The 12,713-nt window shown below is 41.3% G+C and carries 11 protein-coding genes; 10 read left to right on the top strand and 1 reads right to left on the bottom strand.

Going from position 1 to position 12,713, the window contains the following annotated elements:
- Positions 1-271 precede the first annotated feature (271 nt).
- The 10 genes from murQ (at position 272) to MHB56_RS03430 (ending at position 11,244) form a co-directional block, all read left to right on the top strand.
- On the top strand, positions 272-1,177 hold the full coding sequence (murQ, locus tag MHB56_RS03475; RefSeq protein WP_076182833.1) for an N-acetylmuramic acid 6-phosphate etherase: 906 nt from the start codon (positions 272-274) through the stop codon (positions 1,175-1,177).
- A 57-nt stretch (positions 1,178-1,234) separates the two neighbouring features.
- The gene (locus MHB56_RS03470; protein ID WP_076190768.1) at positions 1,235-2,689 is read left to right on the top strand and encodes an ABC transporter substrate-binding protein; all 1,455 of its coding nucleotides are present in this window, start codon (positions 1,235-1,237) and stop codon (positions 2,687-2,689) included.
- A 104-nt stretch (positions 2,690-2,793) separates the two neighbouring features.
- Positions 2,794-3,696 (top strand): carbohydrate ABC transporter permease, encoded by a 903-nt coding sequence (locus MHB56_RS03465; RefSeq protein WP_060622964.1) that lies wholly within the window; start codon positions 2,794-2,796, stop codon positions 3,694-3,696.
- A gap of 18 nt (positions 3,697-3,714) precedes the next feature.
- Positions 3,715-4,575 carry a carbohydrate ABC transporter permease gene (locus tag MHB56_RS03460; RefSeq protein WP_076127188.1) on the top strand — a complete coding sequence of 287 codons (861 nt, stop codon included), beginning with the start codon at positions 3,715-3,717 and terminating at the stop codon, positions 4,573-4,575.
- Complete coding sequence (locus tag MHB56_RS03455) at positions 4,575-5,795, top strand: anhydro-N-acetylmuramic acid kinase (RefSeq protein ID WP_341143260.1); 1,221 nt, start codon at positions 4,575-4,577, stop codon at positions 5,793-5,795. The genes MHB56_RS03460 and MHB56_RS03455 overlap by 1 nt, the downstream gene beginning before the upstream one ends.
- The gene (locus MHB56_RS03450; RefSeq protein WP_076276165.1) at positions 5,796-6,767 is read left to right on the top strand and encodes a GNAT family N-acetyltransferase; all 972 of its coding nucleotides are present in this window, start codon (positions 5,796-5,798) and stop codon (positions 6,765-6,767) included. It begins immediately after the preceding gene.
- 2 nt (positions 6,768-6,769) lie between these two features.
- Positions 6,770-7,477 carry a PIG-L deacetylase family protein gene (locus MHB56_RS03445; RefSeq protein ID WP_248548595.1) on the top strand — a complete coding sequence of 236 codons (708 nt, stop codon included), beginning with the start codon at positions 6,770-6,772 and terminating at the stop codon, positions 7,475-7,477.
- Positions 7,478-7,575: 98 nt separating this feature from the next.
- Positions 7,576-8,718, top strand: a complete 1,143-nt coding sequence (locus MHB56_RS03440) for an exo-beta-N-acetylmuramidase NamZ family protein (protein WP_036688711.1) — start codon at positions 7,576-7,578, stop codon at positions 8,716-8,718.
- A gap of 17 nt (positions 8,719-8,735) precedes the next feature.
- The gene (locus MHB56_RS03435) at positions 8,736-10,298 is read left to right on the top strand and encodes a glycoside hydrolase family 3 protein (RefSeq protein ID WP_341143259.1); all 1,563 of its coding nucleotides are present in this window, start codon (positions 8,736-8,738) and stop codon (positions 10,296-10,298) included.
- 28 nt (positions 10,299-10,326) lie between these two features.
- Positions 10,327-11,244: an N-acetylglucosamine kinase gene (locus tag MHB56_RS03430; protein ID WP_248548596.1), complete on the top strand. Its 918-nt coding sequence runs from the start codon at positions 10,327-10,329 to the stop codon at positions 11,242-11,244.
- 96 nt (positions 11,245-11,340) lie between these two features.
- Here the strand turns inward: MHB56_RS03430 and MHB56_RS03425 are convergent, their stop codons facing one another.
- Positions 11,341-12,549: a GNAT family N-acetyltransferase gene (locus MHB56_RS03425; protein WP_248548597.1), complete on the bottom strand. Its 1,209-nt coding sequence runs from the start codon at positions 12,547-12,549 to the stop codon at positions 11,341-11,343.
- Between the last annotated feature and the right edge of the window lie 164 nt (positions 12,550-12,713).

The raw sequence follows: 12,713 nt of genomic DNA, 5'->3' as shown, positions 1-12,713 counted from the left end.
TTTAAATCGCTTTAACCTTAGAGCCATAGCGATCAAAGCAATTGGTAAAAATTTAAATTGTATCTTGTAAGCGCTTTATAAATGTGGTATAACATAGTATGTAAGAAATGAAATAAAACATCAGAATTTAATTTCTTTATGAAATTATATTTCAAAATCTATTGACGAAGCGATGGTGTTGTATTAGTATAAGAGCATAATAATTGTAAGTTAATATAACACGTTTTGTTAACTAGGTGACAGATTGAGACTGGGAAGAAGGAGGATGGCTATGAATGACTACCTTGCGGGATTGACAACAGAGGCTGTGAATCCAGACACATTAATGATTGATGAATGTACTACGGAAGAAATGATCCAGTTAATGAATCAACAAGATGCACTGGTCCCCAGAGCTATAACTGAGGAGATTCCGCAGATTGCAAAGGCGGTAGATATTCTACATCATAGGTTGTCTAATGGTGGAAGAATGTTTTACATAGGAGCTGGCTCATCAGGAAGATTAGGTGTTCTGGATGCTTCCGAATGTCCTCCTACCTTTGGTACAGATCCTTCCTTGGTGCAGGGCTATATCGCTGGTGGTGATATTGCTTTGCGTACTGCGGTTGAAGGCTGTGAAGACGATATGGATGAAGGGATCGCATTAATCGAAAGCATTGGTGTAACAAACAAAGATGTACTAATTGGGATTTCGGCAAGCGGTAGTGCAAACTACGTTATTGCAGCTTTAGCGAAAGCAAAGGAACTTGGAGCAGCTACTATCGGTGTTTGTAACAACAGAGGCTCAAAGTTCGAACCCATTGTAGATGTTTGTATAACACCTGTTGTAGGACCTGAGGTCATTAGCGGTTCGACTCGATTAAAGGCAGGAACTGCTCAGAAGTTGGTGCTTAATATGCTGACAACATGCACAATGGTCAAGTTAGGAAAAACGTACAACAACTTGATGGTTGATCTGAAGGCTAGTAATTTTAAGCTCGTAGATCGCTCGATTCGTATCATCATGAACACGACTGGTGTAGATACATCAACCGCCGCAGAAACACTTGAAAAAGCATCTATGAACTGTAAGCTGGCAATTATGATGATTAAATCGGGGTTAGATGCAAAAGAAGCAGAACAAGTACTTAACGCAAACGGAGGACGCTTGAAACAGGCAATCGCATCATTGGTTTAGGTGTGAAAAGTGGAATAACAGGATGGATGCTATTAATAATTGAGGGGGCTGTTTTCGATGAAAAAAAGATCACGTGGATTAACTCTGTTTTTGTCAGGAATCATGATGGTATCACTCTTATCGGCTTGCGGTGGAAACGGAAATAACGCTACAACTTCTACAGATTCCGGTAATACAGGAACTAGTAACGGTGGTTCTGAGCCTAAAAAGGATACGATTACAGCACTTTTACCTCCGATATCAGCGAACTATCAAACACGTTTTGCTGATATGGAAAAAGAATTTAATACACTACATCCTAACTTGACTTTGAAAATCGAACCAGCGAGCTGGGAAGATATGACGCAAAAACTTGATACTCAAGTAAATGCAGGTTCTCCTCCAGATATTGCTTTTATCGGTGCTTCAGGAATTTCGAAATATGCAGCACTTAATGTACTAATCGACCTTAACGGTGCCCTTTCTGATGAAGCCAAGGCCGATTATGACGAAGTTCCATTGAAATATTTCCAACTAGGTGACGCTCAATACGGCCTACCAGCATATATGGAAATCCACACTATCGGTGGTAACAAACAATTCCTTGAAGAAGCCGGAATTGATTGGAAAAGCATTCAACAAAACGGTTGGACTTATGAAGAGTTCCGTAATGCAATTTCTAAAGGCGTAGTGAAAAATGATAAAGGTGAAACTACTCGTTATGGTTTCGTGTTTGCAACATCTGGTGTAGCATCTAAAGACTATCTAGCTATTCTTGCTAAAACTGCAGGTTTACCAGATTACTTCGATAAAGATCTTAAATATACGTATACAAGCAAAAACTTCTTGGGGCTACTTACATCTATTCGCGAAATGATCAACGATGGTTCTATGCCTAAAGAGCTAAGCTCTATCGATGCTGGCAAACGGTGGAACATGTTCCTAACGGGCCAAACGATGATCACAGGTAAAGGTTTATCTGCATTTGAAAACTCTGCTCGTCTAAACAATGAGAAGATTAAAGCGAACGATGGTTCAGCTGTTGCAGATTCTATTGAAGTTGATTATATTTCACTTCCAGTCCCAACATTCAACGGTGCCGATTATGTCCCTACTTCAATCGTTGATGGTTATATCGCACTTCGTGGTAAAAAAGCTCCATCTGAAGAGCACATCAAAAATATTGCCCTAGCAACGAATTTCTTGTCTTCTGGTTCAATTGCTGCTAACTACAGTAATGAGCTGTTCTTATCACCAATTACTGAATCTGCACGTAATGCAGAAGTACTTGAAAAATTCCCTCGTAACGAAGATAACGTTGCTGCAGGTAAAGCTATGATGGCAAAAGCGCTTCCGGCTCGTACAGATATTCCTACTGATCTGGCTGCTGAAGCATTAAAAATTGAAACAGAAGTTATTATTCCTAAACTACAAGCCTTACTTGCAAATGAGATTGCTCCACAAGAAATGTATGATGCAGTTAAAGCGGCTGCAATTAAATCTTTCGGTAAAGATGGTATTGTAGTTGACTAGTCTGTCGTAGGCTGACATGTGAAAGCTGTGCGTAGCTAGAACGTACAGCTTTCCTTCTAAATTAGCTAGAGCTTGTACTGTTTTTAGAAGAGAGGTGCGACCCAATGAATCAAACGTTGACTAAAAGAAAAAAATTGAAGCTCGAAAGTGACTCAGGTTGGGGATACGCGTTTATCGCAGTAGCACTTATTGCGTTTTCTTTATTTACCGCATATCCAGTCATCAATGCTTTTATTATCAGCTTACAAAAATATGGTCCATTAGGATCCACTTTTGTCGGCATGGATAACTTCGTTAACTCGTTTTCAGATGAACTTTTCTGGAAAGCGCTGAAAAACACGTTAGTATATACGCTATTAACTGTTCCGTTTAATATTCTTCTGTCATTTTTAATTTCAATTTTGATTATTCCTTTCAAGAAAAAAACACAAACGATCTTTAAAGCACTATATTACTTGCCAGCCGTAGCATCTGGTGTAGCGCTTTCTGTTGTGTGGCTGTGGATCTTCGATCCTTTAAAATCAGGTATTGCCAATAAGCTCGTGAGTTTTTTAGGTATTGAAAATCAAAACTGGCTTGGTTCCAGTGCAACTGCAATGTTCTCACTTGTGTTAATGTCATGGTTATCAAGTCATGGTACAGCAATTATTATTTATATAGCCGCATTACTCGCTATTGATAACAGCTATTATGAAGCAGCTGAAATTGATGGCGCGTCTTTCCTGCAAAAGCTTTGGTTTATCGTTGTCCCTTTCCTTAAGCCAACAACGCTATTCCTACTTGTTACGGGTGTTATCGGTTCCTTCCAAGTATTCCAAAACGCTTATCTTATGACAGGCGGTGGACCAGACCATGCAACAACAATGGTAGGTTTGTTAATCTTTAACAATGCGTTCACATATTTTGAGTTTGGTGAGGCAGCGGCACAATCATTAGTTCTAGCAGCGATTATCGGATTTATCTCATTCCTTCAATTCAAGTTTATAGGTAAAGATGTAGAATACTAGGAAAAGGAGCAGAATACTATGGGTTTGTACAACAATAGCTTAAGAAGCAAAGGGTATCTGTTTATACGTAATGGTGCAAACATTACGTTCCTTATCCTATTCGCCGCAGCTACCATATTCCCGATATACTTTATGGTCATTTCCTCGTTCGGTGATCCGGTAGAAGCTGGTGCAATGAGCTATTCTATCCTACCAAAGAAGATTTCATTTGAATCTTATAAATTCTTTTTTAACTTTAGCCCACATACATGGGACTGGTTATTGAACTCTTTTATAGTGGCAGCGTGTATCACGGTATCTAACGTATTTTTTGCTACTCTTGCTGGATATGCTTTTGCAAAAATGAAATTTAAAGGGAAAAACATTTTGTTCGCTATTTTGCTGGGATCTATGATGATTCCTGTTCAAGTTACTCAGGTTCCACTATATATTTTGATCGTAAATATTTTTGAATTACAAAATACGTACACTGCGTTGATTATGCCGAGCATAGTAACGGTATACAATATCTTCTTGGTTAAGCAGTTCATGTCCTCCATTCCAGGTGAAATTATTGAATCTGCTAAAATCGAAGGTTGTTCCCAGCCTAAAATCTTCTGGTATATCATTATGCCTCTATCTAAAACAATTATGGCAGTACTAGCAATCCTAACGTTCATGGCGGCATGGAATGACTTTTTCTGGCCGTTCCTAGTAACGAATACGATGGATATGCAAACCATTCAGGTCGGCTTGAAAAACTTTCGCTTTGCGAATACAACTTACTTTGCACCGATGATGGCGGGGGCAACCATTTCAGCAGTTCCAATGTTTATTTTATTCTTCAGTTTACAAAAATACTTCCTTGAAGGGGTAACAGTTGGAGCGGTGAAAGGTTAATGGACAAACAATCAAAAGTGGATGCAACATACTTAGTTGGCTTGATGTCAGGTACATCAGTAGATGGTATTGATGCAGCAGTAGTTAAGCTTTTCCCTTCAGCCGAAAAAGAGCATGGAGTAGAGATTGAATTACTGTCTTTTGAAAACACACCTTTTGAGGTGCAAGTTAGAAACTCCATATTTGAGCTTTTTGATCCCGCTAGCGCTACGATTGATAAGGTTGGTGCAATGAATATGTGGCTTGGCGAATTATACGCCCAAGCCACATTATCCGTTATAGGGAAATGCGGCCTTTCGCCTTCGCAAATATTCGCAGTAGGATCGCATGGTCAAACAATCTATCATGCTCCGGAAGAGAATGTTATGGGCGGCTATAATCTGCATTGTACCGTTCAGATTGGGGATGGTGCAGTTATCGCCAATCGCACAGGGATTCCTTGCGTATCAGACTTTCGAGTTGCTGACATGGCAATGGGTGGACAAGGAGCTCCGTTAGTACCATTTACCGAATACTTATTGTTTAACAATCCAGAGAAAACACTTCTGATGCAAAATATTGGCGGAATAGGCAATGTGACTGTTTTGCCTGTAAATGCCTCACCGGATGAGGTATTTGCTTTTGATACGGGTCCTGGAAATATGATTATCGATGGCCTTGTATCGCAATTATTTATACCAATGACAATGGATGTTAATGGCGAAATTGGTGCGGGCGGTCAAGTGATTGATGAGCTATTGAAATGGATGCAGCAGGATAAATATTATACGATGCCGTTACCAAAATCGACGGGCAGAGAACGGTTTGGCCAACAATACGTGGCACAAATTATTGAAATGATGAAGGTTAATCACTGGAAAGCAGAAGATGTTGTTGCAACAGCTACGTTTTTAACTGCCTGGAGCATCGTCGATAGCTATGAACGGTATATTGCACCGCAGCATCAGGCTGAGCAATTGCTAATTGGCGGCGGTGGAAGCTATAACAAGACGCTTTTGCGTGATTTACAGCACTTATTTGTACCGCATAACGTGCAGGTGCTGACGCAGGAGGATATCGGTGGTAATAGTGATGCTAAGGAAGCGATTGCTTTTGCTCTGCTAGCGTATTACACGATGGAGCGCTTACCCAACAATATCCCGCTAGTAACTGGAGCTTCACAGCCAGTAGTAATGGGCAAAATTTCCTGGCCCTATATTGGACGTTCACAGGAGGCTTAAATGTTGCAAATCAGACCCTTTTCAATTGAAGATCACTCTGCAGTTGTAGAGCTTTGGAATCGTGAGGCTACAAAATATGATTATAAGCCATTTACAGAGCGAGAGTTTCAAGATACATTCATCGACCATCCTTATTTTGACGCTGACTGTATATGGGTAGGCTGTGACGAAAAAGGGATTGTTGGTTTTGCAGCTGGCTGCTGCGGTGACGATCTCCCTCTTGGAGATGTGGCGGGTTATATTACGAGTGTTATTATAGATACCCATGTGGCTTCTCTGGAGCTTTACGATGCTTTTCTATTGCGTTTAGAAAAAAGATTCCAAGAACTTGGGAAAAGACAAGCGGATGTATTGTTTTTCAACCCTGTTAAGCTGAAGTGGAGTATACCAAGTGCACCTCAGCATGAGCATAATAATGCCCCGGGCATCAGTAAGGACCTGCCATTATATGAAGCTTTAATGGCTAGAGGCTACGAAGATCGAGCGACGCAATGCGGCATGTATTTAAAACTCGGAAGCTTTATAGTTCCCGAAGATATTTTAGATAAGGAAACCAATGCAAATAGCAAGGACTATTACATTACGTCCTATGTCCCTGATTTACATACAGGGCTTGAAGCAACGCTTGCTGCCCTGCAAAATCCGCAGTGGAAGAAGGATATTGTTACTTACGTGAAGGTTGGCGCACCACTTGTAGTAGCTGTGTACGGCAACGAGGTTGTGGGCTTTGCAGGTCCAATTATTTCGCAGCCTGATGGAAGAGCATTTTTTTGCGGTATCGGAGTGCACCCAGAGCATGAGGGTCATGGTCTTGGCAGTGTATTATTTTTCCGAATGGTTGAAGCTTTTCAAAATGTGGGCTGTCAATATATCTCTCTATTCACTGGAAATAATAATCCGGCTCTTCGAATCTATCAAAAAGCGGGCTTTACTATTGAAAAACAATTTTCTATATTGCGGAGGGAACTTTAAAGATGAGCGAAAAATTCACAGTATTAGCAATTGGAGCGCATGTTGGTGATGTGGAGCTAGCTTCTGGTGGTGTACTCGCTAGTCATTGTTTAAAGGGAGATCGCATTGTGACGTTAGCGTTAACTGCGGGTGAACGAGGGGTCCCGGCAGGACAGGATATGAAGGAATATCGTCAGCAAAAAGTGAAAGAGGCACAGGTTTTTGCGGATATGCTAGGTGGTGAAGCCATTGTATTCGATGATTATTGTGACGGAGAGTTGCCTGACAATCAAGAAATTCGTATGGAGGTTTGTGATGTAATTCGTCGCGTGAAGCCTAACATTATTATTACACACTGGAAAAACAGTATGCATAAGGACCATGCGCTAACGCATCATATCGTAAATGATGCCCGTTTCTTCGCAAGTCTATCATCCTTTGAACGAGCACTCCCCGCGCACTTTGCAGCAAGATTATATTACTCCGAAAACTGGGAGGATGCGGTTGATTATGTCCCTTACGTATATGTGGATTTCGATCAAGCGGCATTTGATCTATGGATAGATGCTTTAAGCAAGCATTGGTTTGTGACGAATAGCAAATCTTTCAAATACATGGATTACTATAAAGCACTAGCAGTTGTTCGCGGCTGTGAAGCAAGAAAGACATATGCAGAAGCATTTATGGTGCCAGCTGAAACGGTGAAGGTTAGGCAGTCTAGTCTTTGGTAACTATTCAACTAGCTAAGAGGGAGTGTTTCTATGTATTGCAGGAAACATTCCCTTGTTCTATCCATTTATGCGAAAAAGCAGCTAGGAGGCAGCTTCATATGGTGTTAAATGGGATTGATTCTATAACGAATTATCGTTATTTGTTCGAAGGTAAGCGCGTAGGATTGATTACAGCGCCGACAGGTCTTACGAAGGATTTTGCATCAACGATTACTATTTTACATGAAAATTTTAATCTTGCTGCGATGTTTTCACCTGAGCATGGCGTTCGCGGAGATTTGGATGCAGGGGCAGTAGTAGACACTTACATGGATCCTTTTACGAATGTTCCAGTCTATAGCTTGTACCGTAAAGACTCCAAGCGTTTAACAAAAGAAATGCTGAATGAAGTAGACATCATTGTATACGATATTCAAGATGTTGGTGTACGCTATTACACATTTATTTATACGATGCTGTATGCACTTGAAGATTGTGCAAATGCAGGTGTAGAATTTGTTGTTCTTGATCGTGTTAATCCGCTTAACGGGGTAACGGTAGAAGGAAATGTCTTGAAGCCTGGCTTCAAATCATTTGTTGGAAATTACGAGCTAGCCGTGCGATACGGCTTAACAGCAGGTGAGGTAGCAACGATGGCAAATGATCAAATGAATTGGAATGCATCGCTGCATGTCGTTCGTTTGGAAGGCTGGGAACGGAGCATGTCCTTCCCGGATACAGGATTAACTTGGGTTCATCCTTCACTTGGAATACCACGATATGAAACGGCGTTATTATATACAGGAACATGTTTATTTGAAGGCACAAACTGCTCCGAAGGACGTGGAACAACGTTCCCTTTTGAAATGATTGGTGCTCCGTTCATTCAAGCGCAGCAATTGGCAGATGAGATGAATGCAAAAGGTATCCCGGGTGTGCTTTTTCGTCCAGTTCATTTCAAGCCAACGTCATCTAAACATTGTGGCGAGCTATGCGGCGGGGTACAAATTTACATTACAGATCTCCAAGTGCTGAGGCCTTTAGAAGTTGGGGTAACCTTATTATTTACGATAAGAGATTTGTACGAGCAATTTTCATTCCTGCCTCCTGTGAAGGAGGGCTCTCGTCCATTTATCGATTTGCTGGGGGGAGACAACATGTATCGTACGGACAATATTCAAGCCAAGCAGCTGCTTGAACAGTTTGCAGCGGAAAGCAAGCAATTTGCAGAAATAACACAGCAGTATCATTTATATCGCTAGAGGAAGGTGAATAATTGATGAGAACAATAGAACATATGAGCTTGCGCGAAAAGATTGGACAAATGTTCGTAACAGGCTTCCCTTCAACCGAGATCACTCCTGAGCTGAAGGAAGTTATTGAGCATTATAAAGTCGGCAATATTATTTTATTCTCACATAATATCGACAATAAATATCAATTAGGCGAGCTTGTTACTGAGCTGCAGCAATGGTACACGACACATACTGGTATCCCGGGCTTTATTACGATCGACCAAGAAGGCGGTCGAGTCACTCGTATGCCTAAAGACGCGACCAATGTTGCTGGAGCCATGGCAATTGCTTCTTCAGGACGACCTGAAAATGCGTATGCAGCAGGCAGAATGACTGCCAGAGAATTGAAAGCATTAGGTATTAATTTTAATCTAGCTCCAGTTATGGACGTTAACAATAATGCATTGAATCCAGTCATAAATGTTCGTTCCTATGGTGATTCTGTTGCAACAGTATCCCAGTATGGAATTCAAATGATGAAGGGATTGCTCGATGGAGGCGTCATGTCCTCACTTAAGCATTTTCCAGGTCATGGTGATACAAATGTCGATTCACATATTGGCTTGCCTACCATTGAAAAAACACTTGAGGAATTAGAGCAGCTTGAGCTGCTGCCGTTTAAGGCCGCAATTGAGCAAGGCGCTAAAGCGATTATGAGTGCACATATTTTATTTCCGAAAATTGAAAAATCCGGTGTGCCCGGAACTATGTCTCATACCATTATTACAGAGATATTAAAAGGAAAATTAGGATATAAAGGGTTAGTTGTATCAGATTGTTTAGAAATGGACGCGATCAAACGATACTATGGTACGGCAAAAGGAGCGTTAGGAGCTGTTAAAGCAGGTATTGATTTGGTATTCATTAGTCATACTCCTGAGACAGTGAAGGAAGCGATTCATTTGATCGAAGAAGCTGTAGCCACCGGTGATTTGGATGAAGCGCTGATTGATGCAGCTGTTACAAAAATTTTAGCTTATAAAGCACAATATGCGACGATTGAGGAGCTAGATTATGAACTAGTTGGCTGCGATGTACATCGCCGAGCAAATGAGCTAATGCGTACGGAAACGATCTGCCTCATGAAAGGTGAGCTCCAGCCCATTCATACCGGTGACGAGCAAGTGTTATTTATGGGTTCCTATTCATACCGCACCGATCTTGCGTCCAGCAGCTTGAATCAAGCTCTTAGCTTTCCGCAATATATGGGGGAGCATTTCAATACAGCTTATGAGATTATCGACATTGACCCGAGCGAGGAGCAAATCAACGCTGCGCTGCCAAAGGTACAAGGCTACAAGCATATTGTTATCGGCTTGTTCAATGCGCGTGAAAACAAAGGTCAGCTTGCGCTTGTTCAGAAGCTGCTGGCAGCAGGCTGCAAAGTAACGGCCATTACATTAGGTCGCCCGTATGACTTACCGTTAATCGAAGGCGAGTTCTGCGGAATTGCGGCATTTGAGTATACACTTGATGCATTCAAATCACTCCTTCCAATCCTAAATGGTGAGGTTGTACCCACCGCCAAGATTACGATTCAGATGTAGATAAAAAGTACAACAAGGGGACATAGGTATGGCATTTATCGTTGGAATTGATGGGGGTGGCACGAAAACAGCTGTCACCATTACGCATGACCAGGAAGACTCTTTATTCACCTTTACTGTAGGGCCTATTAATTATAACGGTGGTGATGCTGATGCTATTGCCGCCTCCTTTGAGGAAATTTTTAGTCAAACGAAGCTCTACTGCGGTAATTTACAAGAAGTTGCTCATATATGTATAGGTGCGGCAGGAATAAGTAATCCGCTGGTCATCAATTTTTTGGAGCAGCATGTGAGAAATAACGGTTATATCGGGCCATTAACGATTACAGGCGATCAAGAAACTGCATTATACGGGGCACAAAATGCGATGCAAGGCATCATTCTCATTGCCGGTACAGGATCGATTTGCTTCGGGGTCAATGAAAAAGGAGAGCAGCATCGCACAGGAGGCTTTGGTCATCTGATTGATGACGAGGGAAGCGGTTATAGCATTGGGCGGGATCTATTATCCGGATTAGTTCAAGTGGAGGACGGAAGAATAACCGATACGGTCATCCCAGCGATGGTATATGAGCAGCTTGGATTAAGCACTGTGAAAGAGATTATTGGCTTTGTTTATGATAAAAATACTACGAAAAAAGATATTGCGCAGCTCGCACCGATTATGACGACCGCATGCGAGAAGGGCGATGCACATGCAATAGCGTTAGCGGAGAAATGTGCAGCCAATCTATATGAACTTGTTGTGCCTGTTATTGAACGGCTTAAGCTATATGAAAGTCCGATTGCGATTGCAGGAAGTGTGCTGCAAAAGTCTCGCTTTGTGAAAGAAGCCTTGGAGCGAAAGCTCGCACAGAGCTACCCGCAAACAAAGCTGATTTTGCCGATTAAGGATGCAGCCTACGGTGCTGTCCTGTTAGGAAGATCAAAAATGAACAACGACTAGTTTTTGTCGCTATGGAAAAATAAGGGTGTGTCATAAGTCCGAGCAGTTGGACTTGCGACACACCCTTATTTTAAAATGGTAGGAATCAAAAATGGCTTAAAATTTATCGGTCAAATAAAACACGGCTAGTTGTTTCGGAAATAGAGCTTGAAGGATGTTAGCGTCCTCAGTACTGTCCTTTGCTGCGCCTGCTTCATTATAGCCGAACATGATATAAGTCATTAGCTCGCGTTCATCTACTTCTATTGAAGTATAGGGATTGGTATGATTACTAGCATCCGAAACAGAAAGCTGCTTTTGCTTATAATCCAAGTAGATACAGTCCTCATTGCTGCGAAGTGCAATATGCAGCTCCTGGCCTGCAATTATGTTGCTACGGTTTAGGCGATCTTCTAATTCAGGCTGAAGCTTATGGAAAGTTGAACTGAGATTGATCATTTTCCACATCGCCATATTGATTTGAATTGAATTTGCTTGATGCTGTTGGTAATAGGAATATAGCTTATGGTCCTCTGGGAGCATCGCTAATATTTGCTTTGCATTTTGGCGCAGCTGACATAAGGCATGAAACAAAGCTTCAACGCCGTTTTCGGCTTCGTTCAAATACAATAATTCATTAATGAATACTTGTTCAGTATCTTTCTTTTCAATGATGCCATAAGCGACGATTTTCCCATTTCTGCGAAGGAGCAAGCAGTCAACTTTCTTCCATTCCGGCCAGGTCAATAAATCATTCCAATACGTTTTACTTCGGATCACGGTGTAGGTACGATTCTTATTAAATTGTTCATAGATGAAACGGATATCATCGAGATAACAGGCTTCAAAAGGAATGATTTCATCACTGCTTTGCTGCTGCTCCAAACTTGCTGGTTTTTCAATTGCGAAAGCAGTCTCGGGAATAAGTCTCCAGCCAGCTTTTTCATAAAACGCATGCTTACTAGCCAAAAGCAAGCTTATATCATAATCGGTTTCTTTCATATAGTTGGTCTGCGCATGAAGAATTTTGTGTGCAAGCCCCAGCCCGCGGTAATTTAGATCTGTACCGACACTCCCCATTGCACCCGTTTTCAAGATCGCTTGACCGACTCTAATATGAAACGGAAAAATTTGTACATTAGATGCAATCTTATCGTCAACCATCGCAAACCATGTTGTATCTGGATCATATGTGGTGTCTAGGTCTAATCTTTCTTGGAAAAAGGCTCGGCCTACGGAAAAGCATTCATCTAAAATATCGTAAATATTTTCAAGCTGCTCTCTAGTTGGATGGTTCATTACGATGATGTTTGGTGTCGTCGTCATCTTCATTTCCTCCTGCGCCGTAATGTTGGGATAAATTTAATGAATGAAAAAAACGATTTTTTGGAATTTAATTTCTTATTTATAGTTTAATATTGAAAGAAAAATTCGTCAATAAAAGGAACGTGTAGAATCATAGAAGTGATACAAAATTTAGATTGCTCAAT

The sequence above is a fragment of the Paenibacillus sp. FSL H8-0315 genome (genome assembly GCF_038005365.1).
GTDB classification, from domain to species: Bacteria; Bacillota; Bacilli; order Paenibacillales; family Paenibacillaceae; genus Paenibacillus_AQ; species Paenibacillus_AQ odorifer.
This window is presented reverse-complemented; position numbering and strand designations above follow the sequence as displayed.